Origin of the sequence: Roseobacter sp. MH60115 (genome assembly GCF_015644665.1) — a bacterium.
Taxonomy (GTDB): Bacteria; Pseudomonadota; Alphaproteobacteria; order Rhodobacterales; family Rhodobacteraceae; genus Roseobacter.
Map to the genome: position 1 here is coordinate 468,628 of NZ_JADOBQ010000002.1, position 20,301 is coordinate 488,928.

General features: G+C 60.4%; 20 protein-coding genes. 6 read left to right on the forward strand and 14 right to left on the reverse strand.

Annotation, left to right across the window (positions count from 1 at the left end):
* Positions 1–187: 187 nt before the first annotated feature.
* A complete protein-coding gene (locus ISX84_RS07925) occupies positions 188–1,297 on the reverse strand; it encodes a hypothetical protein (RefSeq protein ID WP_195819795.1) in 1,110 nt (369 codons plus the stop codon).
* Between the two features lie 46 nt (positions 1,298–1,343).
* Between ISX84_RS07925 and lepA the strand changes: the two genes are divergently transcribed.
* Positions 1,344–3,143 carry a translation elongation factor 4 gene (gene lepA, locus ISX84_RS07930; RefSeq protein WP_195819796.1) on the forward strand — a complete coding sequence of 600 codons (1,800 nt, stop codon included), beginning with the start codon at positions 1,344–1,346 and terminating at the stop codon, positions 3,141–3,143.
* On the opposite strand, the gene ISX84_RS07935 is transcribed toward lepA, so the two are convergent.
* Positions 3,140–4,246 carry a hypothetical protein gene (locus ISX84_RS07935; protein WP_195819797.1) on the reverse strand — a complete coding sequence of 369 codons (1,107 nt, stop codon included), beginning with the start codon at positions 4,244–4,246 and terminating at the stop codon, positions 3,140–3,142. The two genes, lepA and ISX84_RS07935, sit on opposite strands and share 4 nt — an antisense overlap.
* Positions 4,247–5,205: 959 nt before the next feature.
* Between ISX84_RS07935 and ISX84_RS07940 the strand changes: the two genes are divergently transcribed.
* Together ISX84_RS07940 and ISX84_RS07945 are read left to right on the forward strand one after the other, a co-directional pair.
* Positions 5,206–5,529: a TraR/DksA family transcriptional regulator gene (locus tag ISX84_RS07940; protein ID WP_195819798.1), complete on the forward strand. Its 324-nt coding sequence runs from the start codon at positions 5,206–5,208 to the stop codon at positions 5,527–5,529.
* 11 nt (positions 5,530–5,540) lie between these two features.
* Positions 5,541–5,720 carry a CTP synthetase gene (locus ISX84_RS07945; protein WP_195819799.1) on the forward strand — a complete coding sequence of 60 codons (180 nt, stop codon included), beginning with the start codon at positions 5,541–5,543 and terminating at the stop codon, positions 5,718–5,720.
* A gap of 6 nt (positions 5,721–5,726) precedes the next feature.
* Here the strand turns inward: ISX84_RS07945 and ISX84_RS07950 are convergent, their stop codons facing one another.
* From ISX84_RS07950 to ISX84_RS07990, 9 genes are all read right to left on the reverse strand, one after another.
* Positions 5,727–5,843: an entericidin A/B family lipoprotein gene (locus ISX84_RS07950; protein WP_195819800.1), complete on the reverse strand. Its 117-nt coding sequence runs from the start codon at positions 5,841–5,843 to the stop codon at positions 5,727–5,729.
* 117 nt (positions 5,844–5,960) lie between these two features.
* On the reverse strand, positions 5,961–6,080 hold the full coding sequence (locus tag ISX84_RS07955; RefSeq protein WP_195819801.1) for an entericidin A/B family lipoprotein: 120 nt from the start codon (positions 6,078–6,080) through the stop codon (positions 5,961–5,963).
* A 64-nt stretch (positions 6,081–6,144) separates the two neighbouring features.
* A complete protein-coding gene (locus tag ISX84_RS07960) occupies positions 6,145–6,624 on the reverse strand; it encodes a class I SAM-dependent methyltransferase (protein WP_195819802.1) in 480 nt (159 codons plus the stop codon).
* A complete protein-coding gene (locus ISX84_RS07965) occupies positions 6,621–7,382 on the reverse strand; it encodes a polysaccharide deacetylase family protein (protein ID WP_195819803.1) in 762 nt (253 codons plus the stop codon). The genes ISX84_RS07960 and ISX84_RS07965 overlap by 4 nt, the downstream gene beginning before the upstream one ends.
* Positions 7,372–8,517, reverse strand: coding sequence for a glycosyltransferase family protein (locus ISX84_RS07970; protein ID WP_195819804.1), 1,146 nt, complete (start codon positions 8,515–8,517; stop codon positions 7,372–7,374). Before ISX84_RS07970 ends, ISX84_RS07965 begins: the two co-directional genes overlap by 11 nt.
* Positions 8,514–9,098: a histidine phosphatase family protein gene (locus ISX84_RS07975; protein WP_195819805.1), complete on the reverse strand. Its 585-nt coding sequence runs from the start codon at positions 9,096–9,098 to the stop codon at positions 8,514–8,516. The genes ISX84_RS07970 and ISX84_RS07975 overlap by 4 nt, the downstream gene beginning before the upstream one ends.
* Positions 9,095–10,099, reverse strand: coding sequence for a glycosyltransferase family 4 protein (locus ISX84_RS07980; protein ID WP_195819806.1), 1,005 nt, complete (start codon positions 10,097–10,099; stop codon positions 9,095–9,097). The genes ISX84_RS07975 and ISX84_RS07980 overlap by 4 nt, the downstream gene beginning before the upstream one ends.
* A 65-nt stretch (positions 10,100–10,164) precedes the next feature.
* Positions 10,165–11,412: a glycosyltransferase family 4 protein gene (locus ISX84_RS07985; RefSeq protein ID WP_195819807.1), complete on the reverse strand. Its 1,248-nt coding sequence runs from the start codon at positions 11,410–11,412 to the stop codon at positions 10,165–10,167.
* A complete protein-coding gene (locus ISX84_RS07990) occupies positions 11,409–12,623 on the reverse strand; it encodes a glycosyltransferase family protein (protein WP_195820273.1) in 1,215 nt (404 codons plus the stop codon). The genes ISX84_RS07985 and ISX84_RS07990 overlap by 4 nt, the downstream gene beginning before the upstream one ends.
* 294 nt (positions 12,624–12,917) lie before the next feature.
* On the opposite strand from ISX84_RS07990, the gene ISX84_RS07995 reads away from it, so the two are divergent.
* Complete coding sequence (locus tag ISX84_RS07995) at positions 12,918–15,272, forward strand: mechanosensitive ion channel family protein (RefSeq protein WP_195819808.1); 2,355 nt, start codon at positions 12,918–12,920, stop codon at positions 15,270–15,272.
* Positions 15,273–15,320: 48 nt separating this feature from the next.
* Here the strand turns inward: ISX84_RS07995 and ISX84_RS08000 are convergent, their stop codons facing one another.
* The gene (locus ISX84_RS08000) at positions 15,321–16,151 is read right to left on the reverse strand and encodes a LysR family transcriptional regulator (RefSeq protein ID WP_195819809.1); all 831 of its coding nucleotides are present in this window, start codon (positions 16,149–16,151) and stop codon (positions 15,321–15,323) included.
* A 409-nt stretch (positions 16,152–16,560) separates the two neighbouring features.
* Positions 16,561–17,355 (reverse strand): helix-turn-helix domain-containing protein, encoded by a 795-nt coding sequence (locus ISX84_RS08005; RefSeq protein WP_195819810.1) that lies wholly within the window; start codon positions 17,353–17,355, stop codon positions 16,561–16,563.
* Positions 17,356–17,478: 123 nt separating this feature from the next.
* On the opposite strand from ISX84_RS08005, the gene ISX84_RS08010 reads away from it, so the two are divergent.
* Both ISX84_RS08010 and ISX84_RS08015 read left to right on the forward strand, forming a co-directional pair.
* On the forward strand, positions 17,479–18,369 hold the full coding sequence (locus ISX84_RS08010; protein WP_195819811.1) for an SRPBCC family protein: 891 nt from the start codon (positions 17,479–17,481) through the stop codon (positions 18,367–18,369).
* Between the two features lie 153 nt (positions 18,370–18,522).
* The gene (locus ISX84_RS08015; RefSeq protein ID WP_195819812.1) at positions 18,523–18,996 is read left to right on the forward strand and encodes a GNAT family N-acetyltransferase; all 474 of its coding nucleotides are present in this window, start codon (positions 18,523–18,525) and stop codon (positions 18,994–18,996) included.
* Positions 18,997–19,054: 58 nt separating this feature from the next.
* On the opposite strand, the gene ISX84_RS08020 is transcribed toward ISX84_RS08015, so the two are convergent.
* A complete protein-coding gene (locus ISX84_RS08020) occupies positions 19,055–20,230 on the reverse strand; it encodes an MFS transporter (protein ID WP_195819813.1) in 1,176 nt (391 codons plus the stop codon).
* Positions 20,231–20,301: the final 71 nt, after the last annotated feature.

Consider the following 20,301-nt stretch of genomic DNA (forward strand, 5'->3'; position numbering starts at 1 on the left):
ACGGGCAGACCTCTTAAGAAGCAAGAACTATGCGGTGTGCTTTCAGTATGGCAGCGCGCTCGAACCGAGGGGTGGAAGCGAAGCGCCCGCGTCACGCCGCAGGCGTGCCTCTGGCACGACGGGGGCGGTTCGGGCGCTGTCCAATCGCAGATTGGGCATGGTTAATTCCGGATGCCGATTTAGTTATTCACCCAATGAGAGGGAGCCACGACAGCACCTTCTCGACCAATAGAATGATCTTGTCGGAGTAACCGGTGATATATGCCAAACCGGAGACGCCTGCAGCAGCGCCAAAAGCTTTGCCAAAGGCACCAGCGGCTTCCGTGATCGCATTATCTAGTTTCTGCGCCACCCAAAGCCCCGATGCTCGCAATGCGGCGATCAGTATTCCGGCTGCTTTTTGTAGGTTTGATCTGTCTGGCGTCGTCGAGGCTGCTTCATCGCGTAGCGCACTGGCAGCAACCCAAATGAGTGTTTCGGGCGGCTGTGTGGGCAGGTCTTCATCAATCAGAGAAGGCGGTTGGTTGTGACCTATGCCGGGCGTGCCCGGTTGCATCGCGTGGGCGGCCTCCGCGACTTCGGTGGCGAACCACTGAACTTCGAATCTTGCGCGGATCTCGTCAATCCGGGCCGCAACAACAGATTGCCCAGCGTCCCACTCGTCGTCGGTGACCTCCAACGCGATGCGTCGGGTCAGCTCCCATGAAAGCGGAGCGCCGTTGAGAATGGCTTCGTACCATTCGACCCAAAAGGACCAGTCTGCAGGATCAGCTTCCCACTGCTCCTTGAGCCAAACCCAACCTTGGACCAAAGGCGCGGGTGGCGAATTGTCTGGCCATAGAGGCAGCCAAGCTCTTGGGTTGTTGACATCATACACCGCCGCCGCAAGCGCTTCAGATTCGATTGAAAGTGCAGTATATAAGAACGAATTAACTGGCTCAGCTGCCTCCCACGACCTTAGAAGGCACATTACTGCTGAGTTGGACGCGCGTGCAGTGGCTCTTGCCACGGTAGCGGTACTTGAGTTCGGTTCAGCAGATATCTGCATAACAGCTTCCGCAGATCGCGCCCGATCCAGCAACATGGGTGTTTTGGTAACGTCGAATGCAGAAGCTGCGCTAACCACCAAGATCTTTCTCATTGTGGTTAGGGCGAGATCGTATCGTGTTGCAGCTCCCCATTCCCCAAGTCCTGGAATCGTTCGTAGGGCACCACGCGCGGCGAACCAAATCTGCGTCTGGCGATCTTGGCTCTCCAGCCAATCCCTTATGCCATCTTTGCCCGCTATCTCAACCATTCCAAACCACCTTGACCGCCCCGCAAAACCCCTACATATCCTCAGCATGACACCGCTTTCACATATCCGCAATTTCTCCATCGTTGCCCATATCGACCACGGGAAATCGACGCTCGCTGACCGGCTCATTCAGTCCACGAATACGGTGGCTGACCGGGACATGAAGGAGCAGATGCTCGACAGTATGGACATCGAGCGCGAGCGCGGCATCACCATCAAGGCCCAGACCGTGCGCATCAACTACACTGCGCAGAATGGCGAGGACTATGTGCTCAACCTGATCGACACGCCGGGCCACGTCGATTTCGCCTATGAGGTCTCCCGGTCCATGCGCGCGGTCGAGGGCTCGCTCTTGGTCGTCGACAGCACGCAGGGCGTCGAGGCGCAGACGCTGGCCAATGTTTACCACGCCATCGACGCCGATCATGAGATCGTGCCCGTCCTGAATAAGATCGACCTGCCGGCGAGCGATTGTGACCGCGTGGCCGAGCAGATCGAGGACGTGATTGGCATCGATGCCTCCGGTGCCATTCAGGTCTCGGCCAAGACCGGGCAGGGCATCATGGAGACGTTGGAGAGCATTGTGCAGAACCTGCCCGCGCCAAGGGGCGAGCGGGATGCGCCGCTGAAGGCGATGCTGGTGGACTCATGGTACGACAGTTACCTAGGCGTGATCGTTCTGGTGCGGATCATGGACGGCGTGCTGAAGAAGGGCGAGCGCATCCGGATGCTGTCGAACAACTCGGTGCATCATGTGGACCGCATCGGGGTGTTTCGGCCGGAGATGACGGTGATCGACGAGCTGGGGCCGGGCGAGATCGGCTTCCTGACGGCGTCGATCAAGCAGGTCCGCGACACGCGCGTGGGTGACACGATCACCCATGAGAAGAAGGGCACAGAAGACGCGCTGCCGGGGTTCAAGCCGTCGCAGCCGGTGGTGTTCTGTGGCCTCTTCCCGGTGGACTCAGCCGAGTTCGAGGATCTGCGCGATGCGATCGAGAAGCTGGCGCTGAATGACGCGAGCTTTTCCTATGAGATGGAGACCTCTGCTGCGTTGGGCTTTGGGTTCCGCTGCGGGTTCCTGGGGCTTCTGCATCTGGAGGTGATCCGCGACCGGATCGAGCGCGAGTACAACATCGAGCTGATCACCACGGCGCCCTCGGTCATCTACCACATTCACATGAAGGATGGGGAGATGATGGAGCTGCACAACCCCGCCGACATGCCGGACCTGACGCTGGTGGATCATCTGGAGGAACCGCGCATCAAGGCGACCATTCTGGTGCCGGACGACTATCTGGGCGACGTGCTGAAGCTCTGTCAGGACCGACGTGGTATCCAGCAGGATCTGACCTATGCGGGCTCACGCGCGATGGTGGTCTATGACCTGCCGCTCAATGAGGTGGTGTTTGATTTCTACGACCGGCTGAAATCGGTCACCAAGGGCTATGCGTCGTTTGACTATGCGATGATCGGCTACCGCGAGGACAAGCTGGTGAAGATGTCCATTCTGGTGAACGACGAGCCGGTGGATGCGCTCTCGACAATGGTGCACCGCGACAGGGCGGAGATGCGCGGGCGGGCGATGGTCGAAAAGCTCAAAGACCTGATCCCGCGGCATATGTTCAAGATCCCGATCCAGGCGGCCATCGGCGGCAAGGTCATCGCGCGCGAGACGCTGTCGGCGATGCGCAAGGACGTGACGGCCAAGTGCTATGGCGGGGACGCGACGCGGAAGCGCAAACTGCTGGACAAGCAGAAGGCGGGGAAAAAGAAGATGCGGCAGTTCGGGAAGGTGGATATTCCTCAGGAGGCCTTTATTTCGGCGCTCAAGATGGATGGCTAAAAATTAACCCCTGTTACAGCCGGCCATCCATGAATACCTGATCGGTCAAGAAATCGATTATAATACTCTACCAAAAGCTCCAGATAATCTACCATTATAACAGGGTTTTTTCGGTAGTTGTAGGGAGGTCGCCCATGCGCAATATGACCTCTGTCGATAAACATTTTTTTTATTGTTTCTTCATCTTTTTTACGCCAAAGAACCGCGTCGCGGCGAAGTTTGTCTCCGTAGCCATTGATTTTTTTTCCGGAGAGGGCTCGCATCTTGCACTCCATTATCTCTAGAGCTACACAAGCGTTAACTAGGCAATTATGATCTTCATGAGCCATGAATGCTGAAACCGCATCCATAAAGAAGCTGGTTGCAGATTCCATTTCGCGACCAGCGCGTATTCTACTGTCTATCTCTGCCCATTCATTTTTTCCAACGGGCCGCTCAAAACCCAATCTATTCGTCAAAGAAGTACTTCCTCGCCAAGTCCCTGTGTAGCTGTCGCTGTTGCTTGAAGGATATGGCTTAGCCGCACCAAATGACGGCGTTAGTTCAAAGCTAAGACGATGCCCGAGATCAAACGGGTTAGTCCTTGAGCTAAGCCACCACTGGAAAGTAACTTCTCTCACTGCGCTCCTAAACAACCTAATGAGTTCATGTATGTCATTTTCTGGATTGCCATCCAGAAAATCAATTCTTAGGCCTAAGCAAGAGAGACAGTCATCACCGGCATTTGAAGCCGTCATTCCATTTATTGCGTAACCAGGAACAGATATTCGCCCATCTTGATCCGCGGGGATGTGGATATCCGACATGGCCCCCGCGTTTCTCGCCTTTTGATTGATTTCGAACGGCTCATAAATTCGAAACGAAGGAGAAATAATTGGGTTAAAGGAGCCTTTCGCCATGATGATCGGTGTCGGCATTTCAACAAGATAGCCGCTCCAATCACTTAAGGTTTTGCTGGGAAGGCCGTCACATTCCTCCTGACTATCGCCTTCCGAGCGGGGGTTACCCGCAAAATTTGGGGTCACTCGATAACTTATACGATTTCTCGACCATCTAATTCCTGAGGATCGAACCGGAACATCAAACGAAACGGTTAAAGCCATTAGTTCTCCGCAAACAGTAAAGGTATGCACACGATGCTTACATCAATTGTCCCATTTGGATTTGCCAATGGTCAATACAAATATTGCTTGGTTGATGTGCATGAAAATCTACAGCTAACGAGTATAATTAATTTGAAGTAGTCAAGGTTAAGCCCAATGCTTTGATCCGAGTCGCTTAGGTGTAAGTCCCTTCAATTTTTCTGTTTAGATCGGATAGTGTGGTTGAGATTGATAAGTAAGGCCGTAGAGATCCTTCACAATCCGTTCAGAAAAACCAACGGACTGAAAAATCGCCTTCCTTCTGGAATACTGCCAAATCACACGATAATTCCAGATTATCCCCAAGTTACCCACAGTTGAAACCGCAACAAATTCAATGCTTTATCCACAAGAAATTTCCGGAATCCGTCATTTTTTTGTTGCACGACTCACCCGGGAAGACGCAGTCTAAGGTTACCGCAACGGAGTTCACTGAACGAAGGAGCGGACGCAAAACCCCCTTGGGGTGGTGGCGGAACGGGATAGGCCTTCGGGTCAGGTTCGGATCGCAAACCCTTTGAGGAAGCAGGTCGGATCGTGTGGAGGCGAAAGCCTCGTGACGAATGGGCGGCGGAGGTCTGGTGCGAAGAAGTCGGAGAGGCTCGCAAGGGTCACGAAGACGGGCACGTGTAGGCGGGGAGGATGCGGGAGAGGGTCGGTCTTCGGACAGGTCGTCTCGGCAGGGGGTGGTAACGCTCTCATGCAAGCTGGGCCTGCTGTCGCCCTCTGGGGGGATATAGAGGTTCAAGAAGGCGTCAGGATGTGCCTCCGGGCACGGGTCTGGACCTCGGTCTGATCCCCTGGCGCCTTTCGCTATTCCGGGTGGGCGTTTCCCCCGGACATCCAAGACCCAATTGACCCAAATCAAGGCAGTGCTGCCGGGCTCATGTGATCTTTCCGCCGGACGGAAGGAGAGACATATGGATGACGCAGTCGCGAAAGACACCCTGTTGGCGCGCCGCAAGGAGCTTGTCGGCCATCTGACGGAGGTGGAGCATCAGTTGGATGAGACCCCGACGAAGGATCTGGAGGATTTTTCGACGGAACGGCAGGGCGATGAGGTGCTCGAAGCGCTGGGGCAGGCGGAGTTGAACGAGGTCCGGCGCATTGATGCCGCCCTCGCGCGGGTCGATGCGGGGACCTACGGCATCTGTCTGGACTGCGGCGACGATATCTCTGATGCGCGGCTCGCCATTCTCCCCGACACACCGCTGTGCAAGATCTGCGCAGCCAAGGCAGCCTAGGAGGGTTTCCCATGCTACGTTTGACCGCAATTCTTTACTGCTTCGTCGCCGCAACCATGGCTGGCATCGGCGTGATCACCGTGCTGAGCATGGGCTATACGGCGGTGATGCCGATCCTGATCGCTGCCGGAGCGGGTGCGGCGCTGGCGTTGCCCGTCTCCTGGATGATCGCGGCGCGCATCACCGCCTGACCCGGATCAGATCGCGTCGTCGAGCGCCTGCCCTGCGTTGGTCACGTCGCGGCCGACGCCTTTGGTGGTTTCACAGGCCGCCAAGGTGAATACGACGGCGAGAGCAACGGCAAGTCTGATCATGGGAGAGGTCCTTTGTTTGAAGTTCTGGCTTTACCGTACACTGATTTGCGCAGCCAGTTCACGCAAAAAAAGAGGTGGCACAAGGCCACCTCGATTTTCGTGTCGGATCGGCCCGGATCAGGTCGCGGCGTCCTGAATGGCCTCGCCGGCGTCTTCGACATCGCGGCCTACACCCTTGGTGGTTTCGCAGGCGGCCAGTGCGGTCAAAACGGTGATTGCGGCAAGTATTCTGAGCATGGTGTTTCCTTCTTTTGTTCAAGAGGGCAACGCCGCATGCCACCTGTTGGTTCCCAAAGATTTGTCACGTCGCGCGGTAAAAAAGATAGCGGTCCGGGGCAATGGTGTCGGGACCGGTAATCTGATCGAAACCGGTGAGCGGTTGTTGGCTGACGATCAGCCCACCCGGCACCATCAGGGGCGCGATAAAGGGCGACAGGCGGGCGCCTTCGGCGACATCCTTTTCCTTGATCCCATGGCCGAAATCATAGTGCGCCAGGGCGATCCCGGGCGTTGCCTGCGCAAGACGGGTCAGCGCGTCCTCGGCCTCGCCCATGATAAAGCAATCTGCGGGGGGAATGCAGGACGGGTGCGGTTGCAAAACCCGATCGATCACCCAGATCCGGCGGTCTGGCAGGCGTTCGCGTAAGTGGTCGTAGGTGCGCCCGTTGCCGAGGCCCAATTCGAGCACGTCTCCATCAAGTTGAGCAATCTGCGACGCGGCCCAGTCGAGCCCGTCGATCTGCGCAGAAAGCCTGCGGCGCATGGATTCAAGACGGCTCATCGCGTCTCCTTCAGGGATTGGGTCAAGGTCATGCTCACGGCGCCGCCGTCCAGCATTTCGCTGAGAAAGGCGCGGGAAAAAGACCAGATGTCAGGTGTATGGACAAGGTGATGGGTGAGGTACCCGAGCGGTTCGGTAGAATCCTCGCCACCTTGCCGTCGGGCCTCCAGATGCCGAACGGTTTGGCCGATGATGTGTTCTGGCCGGGCCAGGTCACGCGTGCCGCGCCAGTCAATCGGATCGATATGCGCGTTGACCGCAAGCAGACCTGGAACGGGCTGGACCGTCACACGCGGCGTGAAGGTGGACACAATGCGGTAGCCGGAGTGCACAAGCAGCGGCAACACATCGGGATGCAGCCGGTTCCACGGTGCAACAAAGGCAGGCGCAAGGCGTGCCCCGAACAGGGCCGTCAGGCAGGTCAGCCCTCGTTCAAGCAGCTCTGCGGAATCGGTATGAACCTGCCCGAATTCGGCTTTCTTCTGGCCTTCTGGTGCACGGTTTTCATGGGACCAGCCATGCACGGTGGGCACGAGCAGGGGCTGCTCGCCCACGTAGTCTGCTAGAGCCTGTTGCGCAAAGGCCGGGATGACGGCCAGATGCACAGGCATGGCTAGGTCTGTTGCGAGTTGTGACAGCTCATCAAGCGCTGGCGTTACATCAACAGCGTCGTCATCCCGCCACCAGAGGGGCAGCACCCTTTTCTCGGCGCGCCACAGCGCCAGTTCAGCGCGCAACGGGGACCAGTCAATCCGCATGGTGCTTACCCGCCAATTCCTGCACAATGCGTACGGTGTTCTGCGCGCCATGCAGGCCCGAAGTGCGCGCCGCCCGGCGGGGGGCGCTGATCGCCTTTTGCACCTGCTCCAGAAGCGTCTGGCCATTGAGCGCGGCGCTGGTCAGCACGTTGATACCGGGCAGGCGTGCGAGCGCCTCGGCACGCAGGCTCTGCTCGGTCTCGTCACCGGCATCGAAGGGCACCAGCACGGCGGGCGTCTGCGTTTGCAACAGGTCCAGCGCGGTGTTGTATCCGGCCATGGAAACGGAGGCTGCGGCGTGGTGCAGCATCTGCCGGAAATCCGGGCGGGCCGCTTCGACGATGGTGTTCGGCGACGCGTTCTGGCGGAGCGTGGCAATCCGGTCTGCTGCTTTGGTGCCGCCGACCAGCAATCGCCAGCGCCGGTCCGGATCGTGCCGTGCCGCTTGCAGTGCGGCGTCAAAGACATTGGTTCCCACGTTGCCGCCGCCCGCGCTGACGAGGACTTCCCCGGTGCCGACACCGTCAGGATGTGCTGGGGCGGGCGGCGGGGCAACAAATCCTGTGTAGTGAAGGTAGGGTGCCAGCGTCTTTGTGACGGGCCAACTGACCTCCAGCGGGGTCACATCGGCATCGGAATGTACCAGAACCGCATCGTAAAACCGGCTGATAATATCCTCTGTCATCGCCGCCTTGGCCGGTTTTGAGGGGGGCGCAAGGATATCGCGCACGGATGCGCAGACCAGGGGGCGTTGCGAGAGCGACCGGGCGGCGTCCAGGGCTTCCAAAAATTCCGCACGCAACACCCGCCGGCCAAAGGGGAAAAGCTCCGTGGTAACCACATCCGGTGCGATGGCCCGGAGCGTGTCCCGCAGATGTGTTGCGCGCCTTGCCATCAGGTCTGCGCCGGCGTCCCGTCCATCCGCGTCAAGCAGTCGGGTGAAGTTGACACCATCGGACCGCAGCGGCGGCAATTGCACCAGCTGGACGCCGCCTGCGTCAAGCTGGTGCGCGGGCATGCCGCCCGACACGACCGTCGCCTTATGCCCTACGGTCGAAAACGCGCGCGCGAGAGTGAGGGCGCGGGCCAGATGTCCGGTGCCCAGCAGATGTGTGACGAGGATCAGAACCTTCATGTCTGGCGTGCCTTCAGCCGGACTGGGGTCGGTTCCGCGCGCCAGTCTTCGCCATCAATCGTGAGGACATAGAGCCTGCTGCGCTTGATCTGGAACGGGGCGGGGCCGTCGAAATCCCAACCCGTCGCCTGCGCCATGAGCACACGCATGATCCCGATGTGGCAGACGGCGAGACTGTCTTGCTGCAATCCGTCGACCCATGGCTGCAGCCGCGCCCGCAGATCAGCCGGGCTTTCTCCACCCGGTGGGCGATACTCCCACCCCCAGTCTTCGATATCGCGATATCCGCTGGCCGGGTCTGCACGCAGATCGATCCCTTTCAGGCCTTCCCAGTCGCCCCAGTCCATCTCCGTCAAGGCCGGGTCCGTTCGGGGCGCTCTGCCCGCGACCAATTCGGCCGTACGCCGCGCACGGATCAGCGGGCTGGACCACAGCGCGGCAGATGCCCAGGGGGCGGGCAGGGCCCGCGCGGCCAGATCTGCCTCGGCCTCCGCGTCCAGGGCGACATCGGTGCGGCCCTGGATACGCCCGGCGCGGTTCCAGGGCGTGCGCCCGTGGCGCAAGAGAGCCAGCCGGATCATGACACCGCCTCGGCAATGGCGTCACAGAGGGTGCGGCTGGCCGATGGCAGCAGGTGATGTTGACCCGTGTAATCTCTTGCGCGATCACCGGCCTTGATGCGCGTGCATTCATCACCCAGCAGCGCGTCTATTTTCGCGGCAAGCGCTTCGGGGCCGTCTTCCGGGGCGGGGTAGCTGTCTGGCGCAAGCACGTCACAGACGCCGGGGCGGCGCTGCGCCACGACCGGCAAACCGGCGGCCTGCGCTTCCAGAAAGGTCATGCCGAAGGCTTCGTTCACGCCGGGCCAGAACAGCAGGCTGGCAGCGGCATAGATGTCCTGCAACGCCGCGTGGTCCAGTGAACCACGCAGCTCAACCTGCGCCCCAAAGGGATGCATCATCGAGGCGACCGCATCGAGCGCCGGGCCGTCCCCCGCAACAATGAGCTTCCAGTCCGGTGTTTTCAGCAGATGCAGCGCATCCGCAATCAGTTGATAAGACGCGAACTTATCCCCGTGGCGCAACATGCCGACGCTCAGCATCGGACCATTGCGCGCGCCCAGTGGCGGCAATTCGGTGCGCGCCAGAAAGGGGCGCAGGTGGATGATCTTCTGACCTTGGGTCGCATAGGCCAGCAAGGCTTCTCCATCGCGGTGGGTCAGGTGGAAAATGGCGTGCGCCGCGTCGCTCGCAGCCTCTGCTGCCTGGGCAAAAGCCGACCATGGGCCGTTCAGCCTCTTACGCGCGCGGGTGGCTTCGATCTGGAAATAGGGAATGTTGAGCGCCGCCGCGACGGTTGGTCCCAACAGGTCGGGAACCTTGTAGTAGCTGTGGTAGGTGAGCCAGATACGCCAGTTTGAATACCGTCCCTGCATGATCAGCCGCGCGATTTCCTCTTCTGCCTGTGCAAAGAGCCGCGCCTGAACCTCTGTGTCCCCGGCCTTGTCGCGGGTCTGCAGGGTCGAGACCAGCTCCCACGAGAGCCCGCCGTGATCGAGCGCCTTGAGAAGCGCGCGCGCCATGGTCCTGTCCCCGGAAGGGACCGGATGAAAGGGCGGTTTCATCGGCGCATAAAAAGCAACCGTGCTCATTTGGCCGGTCCCATCATCGCGCGCAGGCGGCGGGACAGTTGCGTGATCCCCGGGGCCATGCGGAACTCCGTGATCAGACGGGTGTAGGCCGCATCCGCCATATGCGCCGCGGCGGCGGGATCGTTTGCAAGCGTTTCGATGGCGTGGGAAAGGCTGGCGGGGGCATCATCGCTCAGCACGCCATGCACGCCGGTGTCGATGAATTCCGGAATGGCCGAAACCGGCGTGGAAAGGATGGCAAGCTTCTGGCTGGCGGCCTCCATCAACACGTTGGGCAGACCGTCGCGGTCGCCATCCTCGGCAACCCGGCTTGGCAGGACAAAGAGATCGGCGGCGCGCATCGTCTCGATGACCTCGGGCTGATCGCACGGGCCACGCCACGTGATCCTGTCCGCCACGCCCTTGGCCTGCGCCATCGCCTGCAGCTCTTTCCCAAGCGTACCGCCCCCGATGTGGGTCCAATGCCAGTCGAGGGTGTAGGGCAGGAGCGCCAAGGCCTCGATCAGGCGGTCAAACCCTTTCTTCTCGACCAGCCGTCCAACGGACATCAGGTGCAGGGGCGCCATCGGGTCCCGTATGTCCCGCTCAGGCGGTGCCGGGAACCGCGCCAAATCGAGCCCATGGTAGACCAGATCCACCCGGTCAGGCCGATCAGCCAGGGATTGCAGATGGATCGCACCAAACCCGGTGCAGGTCGCCCCAAAGGTCGCGCCATGACTGTCGGGGTGCAGTTTCTCGCGGAGTTCCCACTCCGGCGAGGTCCAGATATCCTTGGCATGTGCCGAAAAGGACCACGGCAACCCGCGCAGGATGGCGGTGTAGCGTGCGACCGAAGAAGGGGTGTGCAGAAAATGTGCGTAGAGACCCAGGCTGCCCGGCGGCAGCTCCCGCGCCAGAACGCAGGCCTGACCAAAGCGGCGCAGGCGGTTTGGCGTCCGGTCCCGGGCATAATCGGCGCGGAACGCACGCCATGCGGTGGTAAACCCCGGGCGGCGCAAGGCGCTCAGCACACCAAGCAGGACGCGTAGCGGTTCATCCTTGAGGTATTCGGGGAGGTAGTTCACCCGTGCGCGCAAACGGTCATGCAGCGGATGTGTCTTGGGGTCCGTGGGATGTCGCAGCGACCAGATCTCGAAATCGAGCCCGGCCTCTTCAAGCGCCACAAGCTCCTGCGCGATGAAGGTTTCAGACAGCCGTGGCCACCCTTTGAGCACGACCGCCAACCGGCCTCTTCGTGGTGTCATTTCTCAGCCATCAGGGCCGTCGCGCGCGCCACGACCACGTCCAGCCCGTCCAGCAAGCCATTCGCACCGGCTTCCGACGGTTTCTGCTGCGTGGGCAATGCGCGGATGAAATCCACCATGGTCTGCGGTGTCATGCCATCGCGGTCTTCGTCCAGCATGCGTACAAGACCCAGTTCCTCGGCCCGCGACGCACGGATCCACTGCTCCAGCCGGGGAATGGTGCGGGGCACGATCACCGCGCGTTTGTCAAAGGACAACACCTCGCAAAAGGTGTTGTACCCGCCCATGCAGACGACACCTTCGGCGCCGGCGAAAAGCGACTCGATGCGCGATTCAAAGCCCACGGCAGTCACACGGCCGTCAAGTTTGGCCACCCGCGCCTCGAAGCCTTCGCGAACTTCGCCGGATAGAAATGGCCCGTACACCAGAACGGCGTTGGGCTGCAGAGACGGATCAAGCTCGTAGGCTTCCAGAACAAGATCGACCATTGCCTTCCCGTCTCCGCCGCCACCAGGGGTAATCAGCACGTAGGGCGTATCCGGCGTTTCGGCCACATCCGTGACCTCGCGGCGCAGGTATCCGGTCCAGTGAATGCGCGCGCGGGTTTCCTTGGACAGAGGCAGACCTTGGGTCGGATCATAGATGGACCGGGGACCATAGACCCAGATCTGGTCGTAGAACCGCTCCGTCGCGATGGTGGCCCCCTTGCGCTCCCACTCCGCGGCCAGAACCGTTGGCTCATCCAGGACATCCCGCAACCCCAGCACGCAGCGGGTTGTGCCGCGGTCGGTCAGCCATTCAAGTGTGGGCAGCAACTCACCGCGAAAGCCGGTAGGCTCCTTGTCGACGATCAACAGGTCGGGCTCATATTGCTCCACCGCCGTCTGGATCAATCCGGAGCGCAGGTTGGTGGTCTGGTCGATGTCCAGCCCAAGCGTCTGGCTGACGTAGGTGCCATCAGGCAGCTTTGTGACGCCTGGCAGGCGGACGTGGTCGACCTTTTCAGGAAAGGTGAAACGCCCGGCGACGGGTGATCCGGTAAGGATGATGGCCGAGGCGTTTGGGTTATAGGCGGTCAGGGCAGAGGCCAGCGCACGCGACCGGCGCAGATGGCCCAGGCCAAAGGTGTCGTGGCTATAGAGCATGACCCGTTGGGGTGGCCCTTTCTCCACGCCCTCAGGCTCAGGCCCGGAGCCCTCGGGAGCGCCCATGCTATTGAGCACATTCATGACATCCGACCTCTCGGACAACGCCCTATGCGCGCCCGATTGGAGAGTGTAGATGTCCGCGTTTCACCGGCCGCGGTGAACAGAGGGAATATCAGCCGCATCGGCCAGTCCTTGCGTCTTTGCTGGGGCGTTGCCCACGGATGTTCCCTCTTTGGCACAAAAGTTATTCAGGTGCAAAACACGTCTGATCGCCGGAGTTTGCAATGATGTGCAATTGCAATGGCTCCGTGCCTCCCCTACCGTTCATCCACAATTATTACCATTTCGGACCGTTTTATGCGTGTTTCAGATTTCCTTTCCCTGATTTGCTGTTTTCTACTGGCAACAATTCTCTTTATTGCTCCGCTACAGGCGCAGGGTGTCGGATCGTTGTTCAGCCCCGGTTCTGACACGGCCGCCGAAAGCAGTGACCAGATATCCGAAATCATGAAGCAGGCGGCCGAGAACGGCGTCGGCGTGGTTGTCATCGACAGCGATGGTCAGGTCCTGACCACGCCCACACCCGACGCGGTGCCGGAAGCGGAAGGTTCTGAGGGGTCCAGCCTGATGAAGGCGCAGGATGCGCTTGTCGATTTCCGCGCAGCATTGGTGGAGCGGGTTCTCGACCTGCCCAATGCCTTCAACGAAGTGCTCTATATCCTGCGCGCCACCAGCCCGGATGGTACGATCTGGGCGTTCACCAAGGCCTTGCTGGTCTCTTTGTTGCTGTTCGCCATCGGGATGGTGTTTGAAAGTCAGGTCTACGGCAAGCGGATCGTAAAGAATTTCGTGGTCTCGCGCATCCGTGAAAAGCCGGTGGGTTATTCGGAAAAGATGCCCTTCCTGGTTTTCCGCTTTTTCATGGGCCTAATCGGGATTCTCGTCTCCATGCTGGTCGCCTATGTCCTCGGCGCTCTCATCTTTGGCCCGCTCGAAGACAAGGCGATGCAGTTCACCGTCAGCGTGATCAACACCGGGTACTTTGTCTGTCGTCTGGTGGCGAACCTGTGGCGCATGGTGCTGTCGCCCTACCTCGAACAATACCGCATTCCGGTGATGTCCACGCGGGATGCCAAGCAGCTCTACTTCTGGCTCTGGGTGCTGGCGACGGTGGATGTCACCGCAATCCTCTTTGGCGTCTGGATCGGTGAGCTGGGGCTGAACTACGACGTCTATGCCTTCCTGTCATCGATGATGTCGGCGTTTGTCGTGCTGCTCAACATCCTCATGGTTCTGGTCAACCGCCAGGCCATTTCCAAGGCGATGCGCAATGGCACACCGGTGGACGAGTTGAGCTGGACCATCAAACTGCTCACCAAGATCTGGGCACCGGTGGTGGTCTTCTATGTGATCTTCGCCTGGTTCGAACTGACGTATGATCTGGTGCTGGGCAACCCCTCCTCGATCCCGCTGATCGGCGGCGCCTACATGATCCTGATGTCAATCATCGTGGTCTACGGCGTGATCAACTACATGATCGAGCGCAGCTTCCAGCGGGCACGTGCCCTGCGCGCGTTGAACGAGGCACAGGCCGAGGAAGATCTGACGCCCGAGGAAACCGCGGAACTGGAGGAGGAAGCCCGCCAGCTGCGCCCGCGCCATGCGCTGAGCTCCTTCGAGGCGTTGGCGCGCCGGGTCGCGGGTATTCTGGCCTTTGTCGCGGGTGTCTATGCGTTCTTCTACATCTGGGACAATAATTCTGCCGAGATGGTCGAGAGCGCCGCGACGCAGTTGCTCGATATCATGGTGATCATCTTCATCGGATACATCGTCTATCACGCCTTCCGCATCTGGATCGACAACAAGATCCTGGAAGAGCAGGGGGATATGACCGAAGGCGAGCTGGGGGATGAGGGCGGCGGCTCCAGCGCCAGTCGTCTGGCGACCTTGCTGCCGCTCTTTCGCAACTTCATCCTGATTGTGGTGCTGGTAACCATCGGGCTGATTATCCTGCTCGAACTGGGCGTGAATGTCGGGCCGCTCTTTGCCGGAGCCGGTGTGGTTGGCGTGGCGGTGGGCTTTGGCTCGCAGGCGCTGGTGCGGGATATCTTCTCGGGCGGGTTCTTCCTGTTTGACGATGCCTTCCGCAAGGGCGAATACCTGGACGTGGGCGGGGTAAAGGGCACGGTGGAGAAGATCTCCGTGCGGTCCTTCCAGCTGCGCCACCACCTCGGCGCGCTGCACACCATTCCCTTTGGGGAAATCCAGGTGATGACCAATTACTCCCGCGACTGGGTAATCATGAAACTGCCGCTGCGGGTGACCTATGACACCGATGTCGAAAAGGTCCGCAAACTGATCAAGAAACTGGGGGTCGACCTGCTGGATGATCCGGTGATCGGTGAGAATTTCATCCAGCCGCTGAAATCGCAGGGCGTGATCGAGATGCAGGATTCCGCCATGATCATCCGGGTGAAGTTCATGACCAAGCCGGGCGACCAATGGCTGGTGCGCAAGAAGGTCTATGAGGAAATCCGCGCGCTCTTCGAGCGTGAAGGCATCAAATTCGCGCATAAGGAAGTGACCGTGCGCCTGGCCGACGGCAAGGTCGACGAGCTTTCGGAAGAAGACAAGAAGGCGGTCACAGCAGCAGCGCAGGCGCAGATCGAGGAGGATCTTTTGGATGGCGATGATGGTGGCGACGACCGGTAGGGCCTTTGGTCCTGAACCGGGCCGTCTCCTTGATGCACTGACCTGCTCTTAGGGGCGCTGTCTCAGATACCCGGCGATGGCGTCGAGTGCGGCGCGGATGGGGGGCTGGTTGCGCCCCTCATGATGAGAGACGAGCCACTGCTCGCTGCGCAAGGCCTCGATGGGGTCTGAGAGGCGCACCAGCCCGGGCATCCTGTCCCCCACAAACACCGGCAGCACCACCCGGCCGACGCCCGCCTTGGCCAGCGCAGAGGCCAGGTGCGGGCTGTTCACTTTGGTCACGATCTCCTCGCCATGCTGCTGCTGGATCCATCTTGCCGAGGGGGTGACCACTGCGTCCCAGGAGGGGCCGATCCAGCCCTCGACCTCCGGGCCGGACGCGTAAACGGCATAGTCAACCCAGCCGATTTGCTGTCGGGCGACCCAAGGCTGTTCCGGGCGTCGGTTGCGGATACCGATGTCGACCTCGCGCCGGGCGATGTCCAGATCGAGGTCGCAATACATGAATTCCGGCACCCAGGTGTCCGCTGGCTGCCAGTAGTCCGCCAGCCGCTCGGCCAGATCGAAGGACGTCCAGGTGCCTGCGGAGATGCGCACGCAGACCGGACCTGCCGCCTGCCCCTGCCAGATATCGATCTGGCGCGCGGCCTCTTCCATGCTGCGGGTCTGCTGCGCCAGCGCCCGGCCATCGGAGGTCAGCGTGTATCCGTCGGATCCGTGCAGAAAGAGCCGCCGTCCGAGACTGGCCTCAAAAGCCTTCATCCGGCGGCTGAGGGTCGCTGCGCTGACGCCCAGGGTCTCGGCGGCGCGCATCAGACCGCCGGTGCGGGCAATGGCCGAGAAATAGGCCAGGTCGTTCCAGTCGGGTCCGGTTTTCATTTGTGAAAGTCCACCTCCGGTTTCGGGGGCTGATGGGCCGCGGGGCTAACGGTTAGCTATGAGGCAGCTTTGAAAGGAGACCCCCTCATGATGCCTCTGATCCAACCCCTGCCTAGCTCATATACAAAGCCCACGGAATATCAAAAGGAACGCGCGGGCTTTGCAGAAATGGAAGTCGAGTTGCGTCAGCGCAAAGGTGCTGCGCGCCTTGTTGTGATCGGCGTCCGGCGTTTGCTGGCGGCGCTGCGCCGCAATAGTCAACGCGTGCCCTTGTCGAGGTCGCGGCCGGTTCGGTGATCCGTTCAGAGACACTTGCGCGCAACGGGCCCGGAGGGTGCAGGCAACACACCCCGCTTTTGCCAGCGCGGAAGCCGTCGTGCACGTGACGCCGATCTCAAACCCCACATGGCTATGACGTCCGTTGCGGCAACCCCTCGAACCAGCGCCGGGTCTTTTCATCCGCGGGCAACAGGGTTTCGATGCGCAGGTCGTCGAGTGTTGCATCCATGCTCATCCCGATGGTCGCGATGAGCGAGAACAGGCGAAGTGCTGCGCCATCGATCAGAAACTCCACCGTTACGACCGGTGCGGGGTGCGCGCGTGGCCCATCTGCAATCGCATCCGCCACGCCGGGCAGTGATTTCAACTGATCCAGCAGCCGCCTGCCATCCGCATCATGCGGGCGGCGTGCCACCTCCAGATCGACCAGTCGAAACAGGGCTCGGGTGACTTCGGCCCAGTTGCTGATGGTATCGCGCAGCGGCCCCGGCGACATCAGGTCCAGCAGCAGATTGGGTTGTCCGGTGCCTCCCGCACGGGCAAAGAAAGCCTGGGCGCTTTTGTTGGCCTTCTGCAGGGTCCAGATGCGGTCAATTGCAACGGCGGGAAACGGATCGTGGCCTGCAAGAACGTGGTCCACCGAAGCCTCCACTGCGGCCCGGACATCCGCGCTCCAGGTCGCATCTGCGGCCTGCGGTGCAAATCCTGCGGAGACCAGCATCACGTCATGTTCAGCAGCGGGCATTTGCAGGGCGTCGCAGATCTGGCGCACCGCATAGCGGCTGGGATGCGACCTGCCGGTCTCCAGAAAGCTGATGTGCCGTTGCGACAGCCCGGCGTCCAGAGCGAGGTCAAGCTGGCTCAGGCGCTTCCTGTTGCGCCACGACCTGAGCAAGGATCCAAAGGCGCCCTGCGGTCTGTTCATCGTGATGTCCATGCCCCGTTATCGCATCCCAAAACCCATCGATCCATTACATTCAAGGTAATTGAGACGGCGCGCTATTGATGGGAGCCCTGTCGGCGACATTCAATTCCTGAAGGAAACGCCATGACACACTCAGCAACCGCGCGCCTGTTTTTGAAACTCAACAGCCAGTATTCAGCGCTCTGCGGGCTTGTCCTGCTTGCCGCCGCAGGGGCTCTGTCGCCGATGATTTTTGCCCAGCCTGCAGACTGGGTTCCGGGTGCCCTGCGCCTATTGGGGGGTGGGCTGCTCGGGTTTGCGGCACTCCTTTATGTCCTGGCGAAGAACCGGTTTGTCAGCAGGGCGTCGGTCCATGAAGTCGTTCTTCTGGATGTTTTGTGGGTTATCGCCAGTATCGTCACTGTTGCATTCTTTGGCCCCCTCCTGACAACCACGGGCATTTCACTGGTCACCATTGTCGCCATGGTCGTTGCGTTTTTTGCCATTGCGCAATTTGCCGGGGCGGCGAAAATCGTAAAACCCCGCCCCGTGGCGGATGTCAGTTCCAGGAACGGCGACCTCATCGCCACGGTCAAGCGGGAGGTGAAGGCGCCAACCGAAACCGTCTGGGAGGTGATGACCGATCATCCGGCCTATGCGGACGTGGCCAGCAACATTACAAAGGTCGAGGTGTTGGCCGGCGAGGGGATCGGCATGACGCGACGGTGCCACGGGCCGAAAGGCGAGAGTTGGGAAGAGACATGTGATCTTTTCGTGCCGGGTCGCGCCTTTGGCTTCCGCATCCACACCAAGGCCGAAGACTATCCCTATCCCCTCTCGGCATTGTCCGGCAAATGGCTGGTGAAACCCGTCAAAGACAGCTCGGAATTCAGCATCGAGATCACTGCAACGCCAAACGGCAATGCCTTGGCCAGATGGGTGTTCACCATGGTCGCCAAACACCAGATCAAAGCCGTTTTGATCGATCTGGCGGACGCCTGGGCGACGCGCATGGAAGGCGAGGCGCGCGGGTAGTTTCGACATTCGGGCCACCGGGCGTCATCCCGCTTTTGCGTTTTTCCATGACGCCAACCATCACGCCCACAAAACGGTTTAGTCTGTCGGCAATGCGTGTTTAGAGAGGGCAGCAAGTGTCGCCCTGAGAGGCGAGTGTGGCTGGAGGTCGGTTTGAACGACGAGATTAGATTTGCCCGGCTGTCAGAGATCGATCCGCAGGAGATAGCGGCGCATATGTCTGACAGCCGGGTTGCGGAACACATGCCGTTGCTGACGTCCAACTGGGACACCACGACGGCCATTGAATTCATCGCCGCCAAGGAAGCCTGTTGGGCGCGGGACGGCCTGGGGCATTGGGCCATCCTGTCCGGCAACAGATACGTCGGATGGGGCGGCTTCCAGAAAGAGGGCGATGAATGGGATTACGGTCTGGTCCTGAAGCCGGACTGCTTTGGGCTGGGCGTGCCGATCTCAAGAAAGGCGATCGCCTTCGCCGTCGCGGATGCGCGCATCCCGTTTGTGACCTTTCTGTTGCCGCCGTCGCGCGAACATCTTGGGGCCCTCAGTCGATTGGGTGCTTCTTTCGTCGGCGAGGTCGATTATGATGGCAAAGTGTTTCGCAAGTATCGCTTGGAAACGGCCTGATCCTGATCCCGCAGACCGGAACCGCACTCCTGGGGCGTTTGCTCGTCAGAGTTGCGCGTTATGTGACGACTTCCGCACGTGGTCGGCTGAACAGCAGCACGGCGCAGGCCAAGAGGGCCACGCCGGAGGCAACGCGCACAACGGTCTGAAAATCATAGGCCTGTGCGACCAGGCCGACCACCGGCCCGGCCAGCAGACCGCTGACCATGAGCGTGTTCCAATAGAGCGCCGTGGCACTGGCGGGGCGATCCCTGGCAAAGGACTGCACGTAGCTGATGCCAAGACTGGCATAGAACCCGTAGTAGAGGCCTTCCAGTGCCGCGCCTGCCAGCATTTGCGGCAGGGATTGCACCGAGGCCAGCAACTGGATCGTCACCACGGCGAGACAGGCGGTCGCCAGGAGCGCCCGGCGTATACCGAACCGGGCGATGATCATCGGCGTGCAGAAGATCGCGATGACTTCGACAAATGTTTTGACGCTGAACGCGACACCGGGTGCGTAGCCCGGCAAGCCGACTTCCTGCACATAGAAAATCGGCAGCGCGGAGAAGGTCAGCGAGTGGGCTGATGACAGGCAAAAGATGAACATCGCGGCCAGCCAGAGACGACGCGATGCGCCCAAGGCGCTGCCTGTGTCTTCCGGTTTGGGCGTGGCTTTCGCGGTGATGTCGCGCGGTAGTGTGCCCCACCACAAGGCGATCCAGATCACAGACGTTCCCAGCGTGGCGACAAACACCGCCTGCACGGTCACAAGATCCGCAATGAGGAAAGTCGCCGCCGGGCCCAGCATCCAGGCGGTGGAGGCGGTCGCCCGCATATAGGCGTTGAAGCGGCTGCGCTCGATCTGACGCTGCTCCGCGAGGCTGCCTCCGAGACTGAACATCGTCGAGACCGCGCTGGAGCTGATGCCAAAGCCGACAACGCCAAAGGTCAGTACCGTCCAGAGCGCCGGGGAGAGGGCAAGTGCGGAAGATGCGACTGCATATCCTAGGGCTGCCAGACCGACCAATGGAAAGACCCGGTCACCCCGATCGATGCGGCGGGCGAATTGTCTGTTGGCGATCAGCGTCAGGCTGATGGCGAGCACGGAATAGACACTGATGATCCAAGGCTCGTATCCCAGTCCTTCGACCAGAAAGAAGCCCATGAAGGGGATGATCATCGCGCTGCACAGCGTGCCGCAGAACAGCAAGGTCAGAAAGGTGAGAAGCGCTTTGTATTTGGCATGCAACATGATCGAAAACCGCGCGTGCAGGGACCTGGACTACCTCACCGACCTGCGCGGGGAGTGCAACGGCAGAATGG

Bases quoted from the DNA above. Each gene is read 5' to 3' on its own strand.
- ISX84_RS07925 (WP_195819795.1), bottom strand. From the start codon at position 1,297: ATGGTTGAGATAGCGGGCAAAGATGGCATAAGGGATTGGCTGGAGAGC.
- lepA (WP_195819796.1), top strand. From the start codon at position 1,344: ATGACACCGCTTTCACATATCCGCAATTTCTCCATCGTTGCCCATATC.
- ISX84_RS07935 (WP_195819797.1), bottom strand. From the start codon at position 4,246: ATGGCTTTAACCGTTTCGTTTGATGTTCCGGTTCGATCCTCAGGAATT.
- ISX84_RS07940 (WP_195819798.1), top strand. From the start codon at position 5,206: ATGGATGACGCAGTCGCGAAAGACACCCTGTTGGCGCGCCGCAAGGAG.
- ISX84_RS07945 (WP_195819799.1), top strand. From the start codon at position 5,541: ATGCTACGTTTGACCGCAATTCTTTACTGCTTCGTCGCCGCAACCATG.
- ISX84_RS07950 (WP_195819800.1), bottom strand. From the start codon at position 5,843: ATGATCAGACTTGCCGTTGCTCTCGCCGTCGTATTCACCTTGGCGGCC.
- ISX84_RS07955 (WP_195819801.1), bottom strand. From the start codon at position 6,080: ATGCTCAGAATACTTGCCGCAATCACCGTTTTGACCGCACTGGCCGCC.
- ISX84_RS07960 (WP_195819802.1), bottom strand. From the start codon at position 6,624: ATGAGCCGTCTTGAATCCATGCGCCGCAGGCTTTCTGCGCAGATCGAC.
- ISX84_RS07965 (WP_195819803.1), bottom strand. From the start codon at position 7,382: ATGCGGATTGACTGGTCCCCGTTGCGCGCTGAACTGGCGCTGTGGCGC.
- ISX84_RS07970 (WP_195819804.1), bottom strand. From the start codon at position 8,517: ATGAAGGTTCTGATCCTCGTCACACATCTGCTGGGCACCGGACATCTG.
- ISX84_RS07975 (WP_195819805.1), bottom strand. From the start codon at position 9,098: ATGATCCGGCTGGCTCTCTTGCGCCACGGGCGCACGCCCTGGAACCGC.
- ISX84_RS07980 (WP_195819806.1), bottom strand. From the start codon at position 10,099: ATGGCGCGCGCGCTTCTCAAGGCGCTCGATCACGGCGGGCTCTCGTGG.
- ISX84_RS07985 (WP_195819807.1), bottom strand. From the start codon at position 11,412: ATGACACCACGAAGAGGCCGGTTGGCGGTCGTGCTCAAAGGGTGGCCA.
- ISX84_RS07990 (WP_195820273.1), bottom strand. From the start codon at position 12,623: ATGGGCGCTCCCGAGGGCTCCGGGCCTGAGCCTGAGGGCGTGGAGAAA.
- ISX84_RS07995 (WP_195819808.1), top strand. From the start codon at position 12,918: ATGCGTGTTTCAGATTTCCTTTCCCTGATTTGCTGTTTTCTACTGGCA.
- ISX84_RS08000 (WP_195819809.1), bottom strand. From the start codon at position 16,151: ATGAAAACCGGACCCGACTGGAACGACCTGGCCTATTTCTCGGCCATT.
- ISX84_RS08005 (WP_195819810.1), bottom strand. From the start codon at position 17,355: ATGAACAGACCGCAGGGCGCCTTTGGATCCTTGCTCAGGTCGTGGCGC.
- ISX84_RS08010 (WP_195819811.1), top strand. From the start codon at position 17,479: ATGACACACTCAGCAACCGCGCGCCTGTTTTTGAAACTCAACAGCCAG.
- ISX84_RS08020 (WP_195819813.1), bottom strand. From the start codon at position 20,230: ATGTTGCATGCCAAATACAAAGCGCTTCTCACCTTTCTGACCTTGCTG.